Origin of the sequence: Brevundimonas sp. UBA7664 (assembly GCF_002483305.1) — a bacterium.
Classification (GTDB): domain Bacteria; phylum Pseudomonadota; class Alphaproteobacteria; order Caulobacterales; family Caulobacteraceae; genus Brevundimonas.
This window is the reverse complement of record NZ_DLHQ01000025.1, coordinates 66,496-82,388: the sequence shown is the minus strand read 5'-3', so window position 1 is coordinate 82,388 and position 15,893 is coordinate 66,496. Positions and strand designations below refer to the sequence as shown.

Sequence of the window (15,893 nt, the reverse complement as noted above, 5' to 3'; positions counted from 1 at the left end):
AAATGGGGAGGGGGACCGCGAAGCGATGGAGGGGTTTGGCCGCATCGGACGGTGTCCGGGGATATACCCCTCCACCATCCTTCGGATGGTCCCCCTCCCCACGTTGTGGGGAGGAGACGGTCGTCACGGCTTGACGGCCGCTTCCATCAGTTTGCGGAACTGGTCCTGGGCCTGCATGCCGAAACTGGTCCAGGTCTTCATCAGTTCGTCAGGCTGCATGGCGGACATGTTCTCGTCCATGCGCCGCTTCATCTCGGCGACGAGATGATCGTTCAACGGCTCGACATTGGGCAGGCCGAGGAAGGCGCGCGCCTCCTCCGGTGTGCATTCGACCTCGACATTGACCTTCATGCCGCCGCTCCGTGTTTCACGTGAAACAGCCGAAGCCGCATCAGGTGTTCATCGACTGGAAGAAGTCCGCATTGTTCTTCGACTGACGCAGCTTGTCGATCAGGAACTCGATCGCGTCCTGCGGGCCCATCGGGTTGAGGATGCGGCGCAGGACATAGGTCTTGGCCAGCTGGTCCTTCGGCGTGGTGAGCTCTTCCTTGCGGGTGCCCGACTTGAGCACGTCGATGGCCGGGAAGATCCGCTTGTCGGCGACCTTGCGGTCCAGGACGATTTCCGAGTTACCCGTGCCCTTGAACTCTTCGAAGATCACCTCGTCCATCCGCGAGCCCGTATCGATCAGGGCGGTGGCGATGATGGTCAGCGACCCGCCCTGCTCCACATTCCGCGCCGCGCCGAAGAACCGTTTCGGCCGCTGCAGGGCGTTGGCGTCGACGCCGCCGGTCAGGACCTTGCCCGACGACGGGACGGTGGCGTTGTAGGCGCGGCCGAGGCGGGTGATGGAGTCGAGCAGGATGACGACGTCCTTCTTGTGCTCGACCAGGCGTTTGGCCTTTTCGATGACCATTTCGGCGACGGCGACGTGGCGGGTGGCCGGCTCGTCGAAGGTCGAGGCGATGACCTCGCCCTTCACTGTGCGCTGCATGTCCGTCACTTCTTCCGGCCGCTCATCGATCAGCAGGACGATGAGGAAGACCTCAGGGTGGTTCTTCTCGATCGACTTGGCGATGTTCTGCAGCATGACCGTCTTGCCGACGCGCGGCGGGGCGACGATCAGACAACGCTGGCCCTTGCCGAGCGGGGCGACGATGTCGATGACCCGGCCCGAGCGGTCCTTCAGCGTCGGGTCCTGGATTTCCATGTGCAGCCGCTCTTCGGGATAGAGCGGGGTCAGGTTGTCGAACAGGACCTTGGTCTTGACCGTCTCGGGGTCCTCGAAATTGATCGTGTCGACCTTGAGCAGGGCGAAATAGCGCTCGCCCTCGCGCGGGCCGCGGACGGCGCCGTGGATGGTGTCGCCCGAGCGCAGGCCGAAGCGGCGGATCTGCGACGGCGAGACGTAAACATCGTCCGGGCCCGGAAGATAATTGACGTCCGGGCTGCGCAGGAAGCCGAAGCCGTCGGGCAGGATTTCGAGCACGCCGTCGGCGATGATCTCGACTTCCTCATCGGCCAGGGTCTTGAGGATGGCGAACAGCAGGTCCTGTTTGCGCAGGTTGCCGGCGTTCTCGATCTCGAGGCTTTCGGCGAAGGCGACCAGATCTTCCGGCGTCTTCTCGTTCAGTTCCTGCAGGGTGATGCGGCCGTTGGGCACGATCGGCTCGCCGTCGTCATCCTCGTCGCCATGCTCCTGGTCGACCATGGGCAGGTCGGCGGCAGCGACTTCATTGCCGGCCTCGGGCGCTTCGGCCTCTGCGGTCAGTTCGGTTTCAGGCGTGTCGGTGGCGTCGGTCATGGCGTGCAATCAAAAGCATCGCCGCGAGACAGGGCGTCTCGCGGGCGGGAAAATCCAGCAATGTCTGGCCTTGCGGCCGGGTGGGAAGGCGACGGGTCGTCCCGGCGAGATCGGCGGGCGTCGCAGAGAGTGGGACCGCCCCAGACTCCTGCAGGGCGGTTCGCCTGAGCGAAACCACGCGGGGGGCCTCAGGTCAAGCTGAGCGGCTCAGCCGAAGGTCCATTGGGTTGTGACGGAAAGGACCATGACCACAGCGATGATGAAGGGGACTTCGTTGGTCATGCGCCAGAATTTGCCGGAGCGGGTCGAGGTCCCTGCCTTGATCCGCTTGAGCTCGCCGGCGAGGAAGCCGTGCCAGGCCGAAAGCGCGAACACTCCGGCCAGTTTGGCGACCATCCACGGCTGGGCGAGGAAGCCCCAGCCCTCGCCGTATTCGAACATATGGATGACGATCATCCAGACGCCGAAAATCCAGGCTGCGATCATGGACGGATTGATGATGATCTTCAGCAGCCGGTGCTGCCAGATCCGCAGCAGGCCCCGCATCTCCGACCGCAGGGGCTCGGCCTTGTCCGCCTGTTCGGCGTCATAGGCATAGAGGCGCGGCAGGAAGAGCATGCCGGCCATCCACGCGATCACCGCCAGGATATGCAGGCCGCGCACGATCTCGAATGTCATGCCGCCCTCCGCTCGCAGGTCCGGGGACAGGCCTTCCAGTCCGCCCGGCAACCGGGACCGTAGGGCGCCGCGCCCGTTCGCGACAGGGCCTCGACCACGGCGTCCGCGAGCGTCCTGATGAAGGGGGCAGCCACGCCGACCGCGGGGCTGCGCAGATAGGGCGCCACGCCCAGCTCGTGGGCGAGTTCGGCGTATTCGATGTCCAGCTCGACCAGGGTCTCGATATGCTCCGAGACGAAAGCGACCGGCGCCACGACGACGCCGACCCCGTCACGCCCGGCCTGGGCGATGGCGTCCGGGGTCGAAGGTCCCAGCCATTTCATCGGTCCGACCCGGCTCTGGTAGCAGATCGCCCAGGCGCCCTCGGCCAACCCGGCCCGGGCGGCGATGGCGGCGCAGGTCGATTCGATCTGCTCCTGATAGGGGTCGCCCTTCTTCGAAATCAGGCTTTCGGGGATGCCGTGGGCCGAGAACAGCACCCGGACGGGCCGGTCGCCGGCTTCCGCCAGCTTCGCGCGCACGCCCTCGGCCTGGGCCTCGATCCAACCCGACGCCTCGGGGTAGCAGCAGACCGTCCGGCTGACGCCCGGCCCGGCATAGATCTCGCGCCAGGCCTTCAGTGAGGACTCGGTCGTTGTCGTCGAGAACTGCGGATAAAGTGGCAGCAGGACAATCTCGTCCGGCGCGAAGGCTGCGACCTCGGCGGCGGTTTGTTCGGTCAGGGGCGACCAGTAGCGCATGGCGATGAAGGAGCGGATCTCGTCGCCCGGCAGAACTCCGGTGAGGACCTGCGTCAGGGCCTCCGTCTGACGGCGCGTCTCCGGCAGCAGGGGCGAGCCGCCGCCCATCAGGGCGTAGTTGGCCTGGGCGCCGGTTTCGCGACGGCTGGAGATCAGCCGCGCCAGAAGCGCGCGAAACGGATTGGGCAGGCCGATGATGGCCGGATCGCTGAACAGGTTGAACAGGAAGGGTTTGACCGAGGCCTGGTCGTCCGGCCCGCCGAGATTGAACAATACCACCGCGATGCGACGGCCGCCCGGGGTCCCGCTCATTGGGCGCCGATCCGTTTCAGAACCTGTTCGACATGGGCGATCGGCACGTCGGGCAGGATGCCGTGGCCGAGGTTGAAGATCCACGGCCCCTGCCCCCAGGCCTCGAGCAGCTGGTCGACACGGCGGTCCAGCATCGGCCCGCCGGCGCGCAGCAGCAGGGGATCCAGCGCGCCCTGGATCGGCTTGATCGCCTGCACGCGCCGTCCGATCTCCAACGGACAGGCGGTGTCCAGCGCCACGGCCTGGACGTCGACCTCGGCGGCATAGCGTTCCGCCAGCGCCGCCGAGCCACGGGGGAAGCCGATCAGCGGGACGGTGACGCCCAGCTCACGTATGCGACGCACCACCTTCTGGTGCGGCCGCAGGACGAGGCTTTCGAAGAGATCCTCCGGCAGGCCCTCGGCCCAGCTCTCGAAGATCTTCAGCACCTGGGCCCCGGCATCGGCCTGCATCTTCAGATAATGGGCCGTGGCTTCGACCAATACGTCCAGCAGGGCCGCGACCTTGTCCGGTTCGGCATAGGCATAGGTCCGAGCCTGCGCCCGTTCGCCCTTGCCGATGGTCCGGGCTTCCCCGTCGAGCATATAGGTCGCCACAGTCCAGGGCGCGCCCGCAAAGCCGATCAAGGCGCGTTCGGGCTCCAGCTGCGCCCGCACGAGCGACAGGGTCTGGCCGACCTGTTTCAGGGCCTCTCCGGCCCCGGCGGTGAGATCGTGCATGCCCTTGACCGGCGGCAGGGCGCCGAGGCGCGGTCCCTCGCCGGCCTCGAACCAGACCTCCTGGCCCAGGGCCCGGGGGATGAGCAGGATGTCGGCGAAGACGATGGCGGCGTCAAAGCCGAACCGCCGCATCGGCTGAAGGGTCGCCTCGGCCGCCTTTTCGGGATCAAGGCAGAACGAGATGAAGTCCGGCGTCGTCGCCCTGAGCGCCCGGTACTCCGGCAGGTAGCGACCGGCCTGACGCATGAACCATACCGGCGGTCGGTCCGTCGCCTCACCGGCAAGAACCTTGAGCAACAGGGGGGCGTCGGGGGAAACGGTCATCTGACCTTGGTCCTACCGGCCAGCCCGGTCCCGCTCAAGCCCGTCCCGTGTCGCACCCTTCCTGTTCTTCTCAAGAAAAGAATCGAAAGGTTCGGAAGTAGAAGGCAGGGCCGGGGATGGCGGGGACAAGTCAGCTGATCCATCCGGTCAGGGACGGGTTTTCCGCAAACCGTCACAAGGCGCGGGCGCGGTCTCCACCGGGCTGGTGAAAGCGGGGATAAATCCTAACGAGGCCTTAACGGCGGGCTTCGCGGCCGGCGCGACCCTCTCCGGCCTGGGCGCCGTTAACGTCTCGTTAAGGATCTCCACAGCCGGACGGGACATGAAGGTCGGCCTTGGGATGAAAGATGCCGGCGGGTCGGTCGCCGTCCACCTCTGTCCCCGCTCGCGGCCCGCGTCCGGCCCGGCTATAGGAAAAGGCGCCCCCTTCGCCGCCGCCGGCGCCCCGATGGCGCCCCGCCCCGTCCACAGGAGTCTCGCAATCATGGACAGCCGCCGATGACCCCGGGTTCGTCCGGCCCGGGCCGCGCCTCGGGCCCGTCGCGGCTGGCGACCTATTTCCACGTCCATCTGGTCTCGGATTCCACCGGCGAGACCCTGAACGCCATGGCCAAGGCTGTGGTGGCCCGGTTCGACGGGGTCATTCCGATCGAGCACATCTACGCCCTGGTTCGCTCCGGAAAACAGATGGAGCGGGTGCTGGAAGAAGTCGCGGCCTCGCCCGGCGTGGTCTTGCACACCCTGGTGGACCGCGAGCTGCGCGAACAGCTCGAGCAGGGTTGCCTCAAGCTGGACATGCCCCAGATCGCCGCCCTGGACCCGCTGGTCGGCGCGCTGTCTCGCTATCTCGGTGCGGCCCTGTCGACCCGGGTCGGGGCGCAGCACGCACTGGACACCGACTATTTCAACCGCATCGCCGCCCTCGACTACGCCATGGCCCATGACGACGGCCAAGGCACGGCGGTCCAGCTGGAAGGCGCGGATGTGGTGCTGTGCGGGGTCAGCCGCACCTCCAAGACCCCGACCTGCATCTATCTGGCGCATCGCGGCATCCGCGCCGCCAATGTGCCGCTGGTGCCGGGACAGGAGGACGGCGAACGTCTCGTCGGGCTGAAGAATCCGCTGGTGGTCGGCCTCACCGTCTCGCCGGACCGGCTGGTGCAGATCCGCAAGAACCGGCTGGAGGGACTGAACGCCGACCGGGCCAGTTCCTATGTCGACCATGAGGCTGTGCGCGAGGAAACGGTCAAGGCCCGGCGCGCCTTCGAACGACGCGGCTGGCCGGTCATCGACGTCACCCGGCGTTCGGTCGAGGAGACGGCCGCGGCCATCATCAACCTGCTCAACGAGCGCCGCACCCGGAAGCTGGGAGCGGCCTGGTGACAGCGCCCTCCGAACGGCTGATCCTCGCCTCCAAGAGCGCGGCGCGCCGGGCCATGCTGGCCGACGTCGGCGTGCTCTTTTCGGTTCAGGTCGCCGATGTGGATGAGGACGCGGTCAAGAACGCCCATGATCCGGCCGACGCCGCGGGACTGGCGGTCGAACTGGCGCGGATCAAGGCGCTGGCGGTGTCGCGTCATGACGCCGACGCCTGGGTGCTGGGGGCGGACCAGACCCTGGCCTTCGACGGCGGCCTGGTTTCGAAAGCCCCGTCGCTCGATGCGGCGCGGGTCAGGCTGGCGGCGATGCGCGGCCGGGCTCATCATCTGCACTCCGGCGCGGCCCTGGCCCGCAATGGCCAGATTGTCTGGTCCGGGGTGGATACGGCGACGATGCGGGTGCGGGAGTTCTCCGACGCCTTCCTTGACGCCTATCTGGCGGCCGAGGGCGAGGGTGTGCTGGCCTGCGTCGGATCCTACCGGCTGGAGGGCATGGGGTCCCAGCTGTTCGAGGCGGTGGAGGGCGACTATTTCACCGTCCTGGGCCTGCCGCTGTGGCCGGTGCTCGCCGAACTGCGCCGGGCCGGGGTGCTGAAATCATGACCGTGGTTGTCGGCGTCGTCGGCCAGCCCGTGATCCACTCGCTGAGCCCGCCGATCCATTCCGCCTGGATCACAGCGGCCGGTCTTGACGCCCGTTATGACCGCTACGGGCCGGCCGACGACGACCAGTTCAGGGCCCTGATCGACCGCGGCCGACGGGGTGATCTGCGCGGCCTGAACGTCACGGCGCCTTTCAAGGCGCTGGCCCTGTCGCTCGCGGATGAGGTTGGAGCCACGGCCGCCGCCTGCGGATCGGCCAATCTGCTGGTGTTCGAGGAAGGGAAGATCGCCGCTGACAGCACGGACGGGTCTGGATTGATGTCGGCGCTGGAGGAGCAAGCCCCTGATCTGGCGCTCCCGGGGCGCCCGGTGGTGGTGCTGGGCGCCGGGGGCGCGGCGCGGGCGGCGGTGGCGGCCCTGACCGGGGCCGGGGCGCGTGTCGGAATTCTGAACCGGACGCCGGCGCGCGCCGAGGCGCTGGCGGTGGAGGTCGGCGGGTCTGTCGTCGGACCGGACGCCCTCGCCGGGGCGGTGCTGGTCGTCAATGCGCTCAGCGTTCCCCCCGCCGTCGGGATGTCGGCGCTTCGCCCGGACGCGGTCCTGATGGACATGACCTATCGGCCCCTGATGACGCCGTTCCTGACGGCGGGGCGTGAGCGGGGCCTGACGGTGGTGGACGGTCTGGCCATGCTGATCGGCCAGGCCCGGCCATCCTTCCGGGCCCTGTTCGGAATCGACCCGCCGGATGTGGACGTCCGCGGGATCGCGCTCCGTGTGCTGGAGAGCGGGTCATGATCGTCCTCGGCCTGACCGGCTCGATCGGCATGGGCAAGTCGACGACGACAGGCATGTTCGCCGACGCCGGCGCCCTGATCTGGAACGCCGACGATGCGGTTCACCGGCTCTATTCCAAGGGCGGTGCGGCCGTCGGCCCGGTCGGAGACGCCTTCCCCGGCGTGGTCGTGGACGGGGCGGTCGACCGGACCCGGCTGGCCGAGACCCTTGGCCGGGATGGAGAGGCCTTCCGGCGGCTGGAGGCGATCGTCCATCCTCTGGTGCTCAAGGGACGGCTGGAGGACTTGGCGGCGGCGCAAGCCCGGGGCGTCAGGCTGGCGGTGCTCGACATCCCCCTGCTGTTCGAGACCGGGGGCGACGCCGCGGTGGACGCCGTGGTGGTCGTGACCGCCCCGGCGGCGGTGCAGGCGGCGCGGGTGCTGGCCCGGCCTGGGATGACCCGCGAGCGGTACGAGGCCATTCTGGCGCGCCAGATGCCCGACGCCGAGAAGCGCGACCGGGCGGATTTCGTGATCGACACGGGCGTCGGCCTCGAGGCGGCGCGGGCCCGGGTGGACGAAATCGTGGGGATGGTTCTGGCCAAGGGGTGGACGCCGCCCCGGCATGGTCTTCCGAAAGCGGGCGAACGGTCGCAATAAGGGGTCATGTCCCGCGAAATCGTTCTCGACACCGAAACCACCGGCTTCGACCCCCGCACGGGCGACCGGATGATCGAGGTCGGCTGTATCGAGATCGAGGATCTGCTGCCGACGGGGCGGACCTTCCACCGGCTGATCCATCCCGAGCGGCTGATCCCGGCGGACGCCATCCGGGTGCACGGCATCACCGACGAGAAGGTGAAGGACGCGCCGAAATTCGCCGAGATCGTCATCGACCTGTGCGACTTCATCGGCGACGCCCCGATCATCGCCCACAACGCCCAGTTCGACCGCAATTTCATCGATCACGAATTCGGCCGCTGCGGCCGGGTCCTGTTCCCCGAAGACCGCTGGATCGACACGCTGAAACTGGCCCAGGCCCGGTTTCCGGGCATGGCCAATTCGCTCGACGCCCTGTGCAAGCGGTTCAAGGTCTCGCTGGTCGAACGCACCCTGCACGGCGCCCTGATCGACGCCCGTCTGCTGGCCGAGGTCTATCTGGAGCTCAAGGGCGGCAAGGAGCGTCGGCTGGACCTGTCGGCCTCACGCACGGTGACGGCGGCGGCGGCGGCCCATGCGGCGGCGGGCTATCCGCCGCGCCCGCGTCCGCTGCTGACCCGCGGCGGCGAGGCTGAACAGGCGGCGCACGAGGCCTTCCTGCGGGCGACGCTCAAGGACTGGTCGCTGTGGAAGGGCTATGGTCTGGACATCGAAAAGGCGTCCGCCGCCTGACGGACGCCCTTCGAATGTCCCGGTGCGGCGGCGGACCGCCGCCGGGTCTCAGGCCTTGCCGGTTTCCGCGGGTCCCCGCGCGATCGACTGCTGGCGGGCGACGTAGATGCCGGCGAAGTCGATCGGGTCGAGCATGAAGGGCGGGTAGAAGCCGCCGTCCGAGGTGGCGCGGGCGATGATCTCGCGGGCGAACGGGAAGAGGTAGCGCGGGCATTCGATCAGCAGCAGCGGCTCGATGTCCTGCTCGGCCACGCCCTGCAGGGCGAACAGGCCGCCGTACAGCAGTTCGACGTTGAACACCGTCATGGCGTCGGTGGTGGCCTTGATGGTCAGGCGCAGATCGACCTCGAACAGGCCGTCGGGACGGCCCTGGGCGTTCATCTCGACGCCCATGTCGATGGCCGGCTTGCCGTCGACGCGCAGGCTGTCGGGGGCCTTGGGGTTCTCGAAGGACAGGTCCTTCACGAACTGGGCGACGATGCGGAAGCCGGGGCCGGCCGGGCCCTGGGGGCCGTTATCGGCGGGCGCGGCGGTGTTGGCGTCGGAGGGAGGCGCGGCGTCGGTCATCGGTCAGGTCTGTCTGAATGAGTGGACGGCGTCCGATTACGGCGCCGGGAAGGCGCGGCGACTAGCACGAGGCTCCGGATGCGGCAACGATGCTCGCCCGGGAGGATTCAGGCCCTGGCAAGCTGGAGAGGCGACAGGTCGCACCTGGCCGGATGGGCGGTTCCGGTTGCGCGTCCCTATATCAGCCCCTAATCGTCTCCCGTCGCGTCCGGACCCTCCGCCGGACGCCAGTCAAGGATTGCCAGTGCCGCCGGTCCAGATCCAGATCATCATCTTCGCCGTCATCGCCGCCGTGATCCTGTTCCAGCTCTACAATGTGCTGGGCAAGAAGGTCGGTCGTCAGCCGGAGGAGGACGCCCGGTCCAAACCAGCCGCTGCTCCGAACGCCTCCGCGCCCGATCAGGCCGGCGGCCGGCCCAATGTGCTGGACGCCGTCACCCTGGCCTCGATCGCCGGCCTGAAGGCCCGCGATCCGGCCTTCGACCCGGTGCGCTTCCTCGAGGGCGCGCGCCAGGCCTATGAGACCATCGTCCGCGCCTATGCCGCCGGCGACCGCGAGACGCTGAAACCCCTGCTGACCCCGACCGTCATGGCCTCGTTCGAGATCGGCATCGCCGCGCGCGAGAGCCGGGGCGAGACCGAGATCGCGGAATTCCTTCATCCCGCCCGCGCCGATCTGGAACAGGCCTCGGCCGAGGAGAACCTCGCCACCGCCAAGGTCCGGTTCCTGGCCGAGCTGCGCAACCGGGTGAAGCCGGGCGATCCGGCGGCCGAGGAACAGGTCGAGGAGCGTCGCGTGGCCGAGCTGTGGACCTTCGAACGCACCCTCGGCGCCAGCGACCCCAACTGGGTGCTGGCTCGCACCGAAGCCGCCGCCGCCTGATGCGGGGCGGCCCGCGCGGCTGGCAGACGGCCGCCTGCCTCGCCCTGACCATGGTTCTGGCCGCCTGCGCCACCGCGACGACCCGGCCGCCGCCTGCGCCCCCCCCGACGGAGACGCCCGCGCCCGGTCCCGCCCCGGCCGGGGCCAGTCCCGCGACCCTGCCCGGCTGGAACGATGAGGATCACCTCGCTGCTTTCGAGGCCTGGGCGGTCGGCTGCGCCGTGGCCCGCGACGCCGCCTCCCGGACGCAGTGCGACCGGGCGATGCACATCAAACAGACGTCAAAGCCGGTCACGCCCTCGGCGGCCCGCGCCTTCCTCGAGACCGGCTTCACCGTCGTGGCGGCCGTGACGCCGGACGGCGGACCGGGCCTGATGACGGCCTATTTCGCCCCGGAGTATCAGGCCCGCCGCGCGCCCGACGCCGAGTTCGACATGCCCCTCCGGGCCCGCCCGCCCGGCTGGGCCCGCGGCGACGTATCGGCGGTGCGCGCGGATATCGAGGCCTCCCCGGCGGACGACGCCCTGGCCTGGATGCGGGCCGAGGACCTGTTCTTCCTGCAGATCCAGGGCTCAGGCTATCTGACCTTCGAGGACGGGTCGAAGGCCCGCGCCGCCTATGCCGCCGACAACGGCCGTCCCTTCGTCGGCATCGCCCGGCCGATGGCGGAGCAGGGGCTGCTGCCGCCCAACGGAACCTCGGGCGAGGCCATCCGCGCCTGGCTGGCGGCCCATCGCGGGCCCGAGGCGAGGGCGGTCATGGCCCTGAACCCCCGCTACATCTTCTTCGCCCTGGACCCCGACGACGGCGGCGACCCGAACGGCGCGGCGGGCATTCCCCTGACCGCCCGCCGGTCCATCGCCGTCGATCCGGCCCACTGGCGCTATGGCGATCTGGTGTGGATCTCGGCCGACGGCGGCAATCTGGTCGGGGCGCGGGGCAGCTATCAGGGTCTGGTCGTCGCGCTCGACACCGGCTCGGCCATCCGCGGGCCCGTCCGCGCCGACTTCTACATGGGCCGAGGCCCCGCGGCCGGCGCGGAGGCGGGCGCGGTGCGCCATCCGCTCAGGATGTGGCGGCTGGTTCCGCGGGGCTAGATCGGGCCGGTCCGAGCGCCAAAGATTGCATTCAGAAGTCGAGACGCCAGCCCCGATCTCAGTGGTTCGAAAGCCTTCACGCGTTCCAGAATGCTGGCCGGGTAGGGTGAAGGGTAGGCGGCGGCGAGCATCCGGACCTGACGGGCCAGGGGAGCAAGGTAAGTCTGGTCAAGACTCCAGGCGATCCGGTGATCCTCTTCGTCGTAACCAATCCGCAAGGCGAGCACGGCGTCGACATGACCGAGAGGCCTCATCGTCAGAGTCAGGACCATTACCGTTCCTCCTTCGGAAGCCTCCAGAACCGCCTCTCCGTCCAGCGTGTCGACGATGGATGCCAGGTCCCGACTGAAACCTGCCAATCGGGCGGCCGATAGCGTGCCGCCACATCGAACCGTCGACCAAAGCGTTTCAACTGTGATCTCGAAACTCAGGAGGTCCTGACCGTAGTCGTCCTCCACGTCCGAATAGGGTTTCCCTATCACCCACAGGCAAAAGCCGCCGAGAACGAGGTCCGGGTCGCGCTCCGTCACCGCCGCCGCAAACCGCCCAGCAGGCCGCGCAGCAGTTCGCGCGTGATCGTGCTCCCCGCCGTGCGCAGGACGGACTTGGTCGCGGCCTCGATCGGCGTCTCGCGGGTCGAGCGGCGGGCCGGGGCGCGGGGGCGGGCGGCTTCGCGGTCGTAGCGGGCCTGTTCGCGGGCCTCGACCTTCTCGCGGGCGGCGGCGGCCTTTTCGGCCTCTTTCGCAGCCGCGGCGTCGGCTTTCGCCCGGGCCTCGGCCATTTTGGCGTCGGCCGTGGCCTGATCCGCCGCGCCCCGGCGGAGGGCGAGGATTTCCTCGGCGGAGTCGCGGTCGACCACCGCCTCATACAGCCCCCGCACCGGGCTGGCGGCCATGACGGCGGCGCGTTCGGCGTCGGTGGCGGGGCCAAGCCGGCTGTCCGGCGGGCGGATCAGGGTGCGGGCGACCACATGGGGCGCGCCCTTTTCGTCGAGGGTCGAAACCAGGGCCTCGCCAACGCCCAGACCCTGTATGGCCTCGGCGGTGTCGAAGGCCGGATTGACCCGGAAACTGTCCGAAGCCGCCTTCAGCCCGCGCTGTTCGGCCGGGGTGTAGGCGCGCAGGGCGTGCTGGATGCGGTTGCCCAGCTGGGCCAGCACGCTGTCGGGAATGTCGGCCGGGTTCTGGGTGACGAAATAGACGCCGACGCCCTTCGAGCGGATCAGGCGAACGACCTGTTCGACCTTTTCGCGCAGGGCGGGCGGGGCGTCGTTGAACAGCAGATGGGCCTCGTCGAAGAAGAAGACGAGGCGCGGCTTTTCGGGGTCGCCGACCTCGGGCAGCTGTTCGAACAACTCGGACAGCAGCCACAGCAGGAAGGCGGCATACAGGCGCGGGCTGGCCATCAGCTTCGTCGCGTCCAGCACATTGACCTGGCCGCGGCCGTCAAGGCCGGTGCGCATCATGTCTTCCAGTCGCAGGGCCGGCTCGCCGAAGAAGGCCTTGCCGCCCTGCTGCTCCAGCTGAAGGATGGCGCGCTGGATCGAGGCGATCGAGGCGGGGGCGACATTGCCGACCTCGCGGCCGATGCGCTCCGAATTCTCGCCGACGTAGGCGAGCATGGCGCGCAGGTCGTCGAGGTCGAGCAGCAGGAGCTTTTCGGTATCGGCGACGTGGAAGAGGACCGACAGCACGCCTTCCTGGACGTCGTTCAGGTTCAGCATCCGGGCCAGCAACAGCGGGCCGATCTCACTGACGGTGGTGCGGATCGGATGGCCCTTGAGGCCGTACAGGTCCCAGAACACGGTCGGGGCGGCGCGCGGCGTCAGCGTCAGCCCCATGCCGGCGGCGCGGGCCAGCAGTTTCTCATTGGGCGAACCCGGCACGCAGATGCCGGACAGATCGCCCTTCACATCGGCGCAGAAGACGGGGACGCCGGCGTCGGAAAAGCCCTGGGCCATGATCTGCAGGGTGACGGTCTTGCCCGTGCCGGTGGCGCCGGCGACGACGCCGTGGCGGTTGGCGCGGTGGAACAGAAGCTGTTCCGGCTTGTCAGACTGGCCAAGAAACAGGCCGGGGGCGGCGTCGGGCATGGGAACTCCGGGCGGGGGGCGGCGCTCATGCTCTACCGGCGGCGATCCCGGTTCAAGGCCGGATTGACGCCGACCGCCTGGACCTTGACCATATGCCGATGAAACCCCCCATCTCCGTCCCGACGTCCACCGTCTCGCGCAACGCCCTCGTGCTGATCGCCGTCGTCGCAGGCGGCGCGGCGCTGTACTGGCTCAGGGGCATACTGACGCCGCTGGCCATGGCCATCTTTCTGATGATCATGATCGACGGGGTGAAACGGGGGATCGAGAACCGCACGCCCGTGCCCGGCCGCTGGGCCGGGGTCGCCGCCCTGCTGGTGGTGATCATGGGCTTTTTCGCCTCGATCGCCATCATCACCAACGGAGCCCTCAACTTCTTCAGCGAGGCTTCAGGGGTTTCGACCGGGATCGGTCCGCGCATCGACCAGATCCTGTTCGACGTTTCGCGCCTGTTCGGCGTCGAGACGGCGCCGACCGCGACCCAGCTGATCGCCCAGCTCGACATCCGGGCCTATCTGACGATGGCGGCGAGTCAGGCGTCGGGAGTGCTGTCGGGGTCCTTCTTCGTCCTGGTCTATCTCGGCTTCCTGCTGGCGGCCCAGACCGGGTTCCGCCGCAAGATCGTCGGTCTGTTCCCCGGCCGCGCCTCGCGGTCCGAGGCGATGGGCGTGTTCGATCGCGTGCGCGGCGGAGTGGAGGGTTATCTCTGGGTCCAGACGGTCACCGGCGCGATGATCTGCGCCGCCGCCTGGCTGCTGATGCGGGCCGTGGGGCTCCAGAACGCCGAGTTCTGGACCTTCGTCATCTTCGTGGTCGGATTCATCCCGGTCCTGGGCGGCGCCGTGGCGGGTCTGGCCCCGCCGCTGTTCGCCCTGGTCCAGTTCGAGAGCTACTGGCCCGCCGCGATCCTGCTGGTCGGCCTGCAGACCATCCTGTTCATCAGCGGCAATATGATCCAGCCGCGCATGCAGGGCGACAACCAGAACATCGATCCGGTGGTGGTGCTGTTGTCGCTGGCCTTGTGGGGCCAGCTGTGGGGCGTGGTGGGCATGTTCCTGTCGACGCCGCTGGCGGTCATGGCCATGGCCGTGCTGGCGGAGTTCAAGGGCTCGCGCTGGATGGCCATCCTGCTGTCGGGCGATGGAGAGCCCTATGCGGACGATGACGAAACCGCGGCGCCCGGGCCCCGACGGGGCCGCGTCAACCCGCCGCAGTCAAAGGCCGTTTGAGGCGGTTCGGGCGCCCTTGATTGGCCACAAGCGGCGCCTATTTCACACTTGTCACCGCGGCCCCTCCCCTCCCCCCAAAGGCCGCGGCGGAACAGATCGGCGCCAACCCTCCCCCCTCCCCGGCGCCGATCCGAAGCAGGCCGCCGAACGCAAGTTCGGCGGCCTTGTCGTTTCCGCAATCAGCGTCTGCGCTTTCAGCGCCACAGAGGGGTCCCTGCGGATGGATTTGCGCCCGGCGGCGGGAACAGGCGGCGGACAGGTCGCGTTAGCGGCGGCGGAAGGGCGAACCGCGGGTGTCCCGCGCAAAGCTCAAAAGGTAAGTCCTGATGATAAAGACGATTTCCGCCGCGTCCCTGACGCTTCTGCTGGCCGGCGTGGCCGCCCCCGCCCTCGCCCAATCCGCGCCCGACTGGAGCGGCCCCTACATCGGCGTCTATGGCGGCGTGATCGATAACAGCGAGGACTCCGACGAACGCCTGGTGTTCGACCGCGATTTCGACGGTGAGTTCGATGACACGGTGGTCCTGAACGGCACGACCAACAGCGCCTTCAGCCCCGGTTCCTGCGACGGCGCTGCCCTGAACAACAACGCGGCGGCCGGCTGTGATTCCGACACGACCGGTGTCGAGGCCACCGTGCGCGTCGGCTACGACATGCAGTTCGGCTCCTTCGTGGTCGGCGCGGTCGGCGAATATGGCGTATCGGACGTCGACGACGCCGTGACTTCGTTCAGCACCACGCCGGCGGCCTATCAGTTCTCGCGCGACCTCGAATCCATGGCGGCCCTGCGGCTGCGCGCCGGCTTCGCTGCCGGACCGGCCCTCTACTACGTCACCGGAGGCGTCGCCCGCGCCAAGATCGACAACAGGTTCCGCACCACCAATGGCCTCAACAGCTTCACCGAAACGGTCAATGACGACGAGGCCGACGGCTACCAGCTGGGCGCCGGAGTCGAATGGCGGCTGGCTCCGAACCTGAGCCTGACGGGCGAATACCTGTACACGGACCTGGAGCCCGGCGACTACGTCGTCCGTGTTGGTCCGGGGGCGGCGGGGCCGACCAATCCCTTCATCCTGCCGCCGAACACCGCCGGCACCGATCTGGCCCGCAGCAATGACGCGATGGAGCTGCATGCCCTGCGGCTGGGCATGAACGTCCGGTTCTAACTCCCCGCTTCGCGGATAACTGACCGGCGCGGCGCCGGCTCCGGAAACGGGGCCGGCGCTGTCGTTTTGGGGGTTCCCGAGCCCGCCTGCCTGGCCTAGTCAGGCGCCGTTCGACGCGGACGGCTTGCCCGGGCGG

17 protein-coding genes are annotated in these 15,893 nt (G+C 68.7%); 9 read left to right on the top strand and 8 right to left on the bottom strand.

Going from position 1 to position 15,893, the window contains the following annotated elements; translation table 11 throughout:
* Nucleotides 1–123: 123 nt before the first annotated feature.
* The 5 genes from B2742_RS05520 to hemE form a co-directional block, all read right to left on the bottom strand.
* Nucleotides 124–351 (bottom strand): DUF6489 family protein, encoded by a 228-nt coding sequence (locus B2742_RS05520; protein WP_292063884.1) that lies wholly within the window; start codon nucleotides 349–351, stop codon nucleotides 124–126.
* A gap of 40 nt (nucleotides 352–391) precedes the next feature.
* Complete coding sequence (rho, locus tag B2742_RS05515) at nucleotides 392–1,804, bottom strand: transcription termination factor Rho (RefSeq protein ID WP_292063882.1); 1,413 nt, start codon at nucleotides 1,802–1,804, stop codon at nucleotides 392–394.
* A 207-nt stretch (nucleotides 1,805–2,011) separates the two neighbouring features.
* Nucleotides 2,012–2,482: a CopD family protein gene (locus B2742_RS05510; protein WP_292063879.1), complete on the bottom strand. Its 471-nt coding sequence runs from the start codon at nucleotides 2,480–2,482 to the stop codon at nucleotides 2,012–2,014.
* Nucleotides 2,479–3,534: a ferrochelatase gene (gene hemH / locus B2742_RS05505; protein ID WP_292063877.1), complete on the bottom strand. Its 1,056-nt coding sequence runs from the start codon at nucleotides 3,532–3,534 to the stop codon at nucleotides 2,479–2,481. The genes B2742_RS05510 and hemH overlap by 4 nt, the downstream gene beginning before the upstream one ends.
* Nucleotides 3,531–4,577 carry a uroporphyrinogen decarboxylase gene (gene hemE / locus B2742_RS05500; RefSeq protein WP_292063876.1) on the bottom strand — a complete coding sequence of 349 codons (1,047 nt, stop codon included), beginning with the start codon at nucleotides 4,575–4,577 and terminating at the stop codon, nucleotides 3,531–3,533. The genes hemH and hemE overlap by 4 nt, the downstream gene beginning before the upstream one ends.
* A 498-nt stretch (nucleotides 4,578–5,075) precedes the next feature.
* On the opposite strand from hemE, the gene B2742_RS05495 reads away from it, so the two are divergent.
* The 5 genes from B2742_RS05495 to dnaQ are packed head-to-tail and all read left to right on the top strand — an operon-like array spanning nucleotide 5,076 to nucleotide 8,723.
* Nucleotides 5,076–5,960, top strand: a complete 885-nt coding sequence (locus tag B2742_RS05495; RefSeq protein ID WP_292063872.1) for a pyruvate, water dikinase regulatory protein — start codon at nucleotides 5,076–5,078, stop codon at nucleotides 5,958–5,960.
* Entirely contained in the window at nucleotides 5,957–6,559 is a 603-nt protein-coding gene (locus B2742_RS05490; RefSeq protein ID WP_414633045.1) for a Maf family protein, read from the top strand. The genes B2742_RS05495 and B2742_RS05490 overlap by 4 nt, the downstream gene beginning before the upstream one ends.
* A complete protein-coding gene (locus B2742_RS05485) occupies nucleotides 6,556–7,353 on the top strand; it encodes a shikimate dehydrogenase family protein (RefSeq protein ID WP_292063871.1) in 798 nt (265 codons plus the stop codon). Before B2742_RS05490 ends, B2742_RS05485 begins: the two co-directional genes overlap by 4 nt.
* The gene (gene coaE, locus B2742_RS05480; RefSeq protein WP_292063869.1) at nucleotides 7,350–7,991 is read left to right on the top strand and encodes a dephospho-CoA kinase; all 642 of its coding nucleotides are present in this window, start codon (nucleotides 7,350–7,352) and stop codon (nucleotides 7,989–7,991) included. The genes B2742_RS05485 and coaE overlap by 4 nt, the downstream gene beginning before the upstream one ends.
* A 6-nt stretch (nucleotides 7,992–7,997) precedes the next feature.
* Nucleotides 7,998–8,723: a DNA polymerase III subunit epsilon gene (dnaQ, locus tag B2742_RS05475; RefSeq protein ID WP_292063866.1), complete on the top strand. Its 726-nt coding sequence runs from the start codon at nucleotides 7,998–8,000 to the stop codon at nucleotides 8,721–8,723.
* A gap of 48 nt (nucleotides 8,724–8,771) precedes the next feature.
* Here dnaQ and secB read toward each other — a convergent pair whose 3' ends face one another.
* Nucleotides 8,772–9,290 carry a protein-export chaperone SecB gene (gene secB / locus B2742_RS05470; protein WP_292063864.1) on the bottom strand — a complete coding sequence of 173 codons (519 nt, stop codon included), beginning with the start codon at nucleotides 9,288–9,290 and terminating at the stop codon, nucleotides 8,772–8,774.
* A gap of 238 nt (nucleotides 9,291–9,528) precedes the next feature.
* Here secB and timA point away from each other — a divergent pair, with 238 nt between their 5' ends.
* Together timA and B2742_RS05460 are read left to right on the top strand one after the other, a co-directional pair.
* Complete coding sequence (gene timA, locus B2742_RS05465) at nucleotides 9,529–10,173, top strand: TIM44-related membrane protein TimA (protein WP_292063863.1); 645 nt, start codon at nucleotides 9,529–9,531, stop codon at nucleotides 10,171–10,173.
* Nucleotides 10,173–11,270 (top strand): MltA domain-containing protein, encoded by a 1,098-nt coding sequence (locus B2742_RS05460; RefSeq protein ID WP_292063862.1) that lies wholly within the window; start codon nucleotides 10,173–10,175, stop codon nucleotides 11,268–11,270. Before timA ends, B2742_RS05460 begins: the two co-directional genes overlap by 1 nt.
* Here the strand turns inward: B2742_RS05460 and B2742_RS05455 are convergent.
* Nucleotides 11,267–11,800 (bottom strand): WapI family immunity protein, encoded by a 534-nt coding sequence (locus tag B2742_RS05455; protein ID WP_292063861.1) that lies wholly within the window; start codon nucleotides 11,798–11,800, stop codon nucleotides 11,267–11,269. The genes B2742_RS05460 and B2742_RS05455 overlap by 4 nt on opposite strands.
* Nucleotides 11,797–13,362 (bottom strand): helicase HerA-like domain-containing protein, encoded by a 1,566-nt coding sequence (locus tag B2742_RS05450; protein ID WP_292063860.1) that lies wholly within the window; start codon nucleotides 13,360–13,362, stop codon nucleotides 11,797–11,799. Before B2742_RS05450 ends, B2742_RS05455 begins: the two co-directional genes overlap by 4 nt.
* Nucleotides 13,363–13,460: 98 nt before the next feature.
* Here B2742_RS05450 and B2742_RS05445 point away from each other — a divergent pair, with 98 nt between their 5' ends.
* Nucleotides 13,461–14,591, top strand: a complete 1,131-nt coding sequence (locus B2742_RS05445) for an AI-2E family transporter (protein ID WP_292063859.1) — start codon at nucleotides 13,461–13,463, stop codon at nucleotides 14,589–14,591.
* 326 nt (nucleotides 14,592–14,917) lie between these two features.
* On the top strand, nucleotides 14,918–15,757 hold the full coding sequence (locus tag B2742_RS05440) for an outer membrane protein (protein WP_292063857.1): 840 nt from the start codon (nucleotides 14,918–14,920) through the stop codon (nucleotides 15,755–15,757).
* Nucleotides 15,758–15,893: the final 136 nt, after the last annotated feature.

Excerpts from the sequence above, each read along its gene's own strand:
- B2742_RS05520 (WP_292063884.1), bottom strand. The coding sequence starts at position 351 with ATGAAGGTCAATGTCGAGGTCGAATGCACACCGGAGGAGGCGCGCGCC.
- rho (WP_292063882.1), bottom strand. The coding sequence starts at position 1,804 with ATGACCGACGCCACCGACACGCCTGAAACCGAACTGACCGCAGAGGCC.
- B2742_RS05510 (WP_292063879.1), bottom strand. The coding sequence starts at position 2,482 with ATGACATTCGAGATCGTGCGCGGCCTGCATATCCTGGCGGTGATCGCG.
- hemH (WP_292063877.1), bottom strand. The coding sequence starts at position 3,534 with ATGAGCGGGACCCCGGGCGGCCGTCGCATCGCGGTGGTATTGTTCAAT.
- hemE (WP_292063876.1), bottom strand. The coding sequence starts at position 4,577 with ATGACCGTTTCCCCCGACGCCCCCCTGTTGCTCAAGGTTCTTGCCGGT.
- B2742_RS05495 (WP_292063872.1), top strand. The coding sequence starts at position 5,076 with ATGACCCCGGGTTCGTCCGGCCCGGGCCGCGCCTCGGGCCCGTCGCGG.
- B2742_RS05485 (WP_292063871.1), top strand. The coding sequence starts at position 6,556 with ATGACCGTGGTTGTCGGCGTCGTCGGCCAGCCCGTGATCCACTCGCTG.
- coaE (WP_292063869.1), top strand. The coding sequence starts at position 7,350 with ATGATCGTCCTCGGCCTGACCGGCTCGATCGGCATGGGCAAGTCGACG.
- dnaQ (WP_292063866.1), top strand. The coding sequence starts at position 7,998 with ATGTCCCGCGAAATCGTTCTCGACACCGAAACCACCGGCTTCGACCCC.
- secB (WP_292063864.1), bottom strand. The coding sequence starts at position 9,290 with ATGACCGACGCCGCGCCTCCCTCCGACGCCAACACCGCCGCGCCCGCC.
- B2742_RS05460 (WP_292063862.1), top strand. The coding sequence starts at position 10,173 with ATGCGGGGCGGCCCGCGCGGCTGGCAGACGGCCGCCTGCCTCGCCCTG.
- B2742_RS05450 (WP_292063860.1), bottom strand. The coding sequence starts at position 13,362 with ATGCCCGACGCCGCCCCCGGCCTGTTTCTTGGCCAGTCTGACAAGCCG.
- B2742_RS05445 (WP_292063859.1), top strand. The coding sequence starts at position 13,461 with ATGAAACCCCCCATCTCCGTCCCGACGTCCACCGTCTCGCGCAACGCC.
- B2742_RS05440 (WP_292063857.1), top strand. The coding sequence starts at position 14,918 with ATGATAAAGACGATTTCCGCCGCGTCCCTGACGCTTCTGCTGGCCGGC.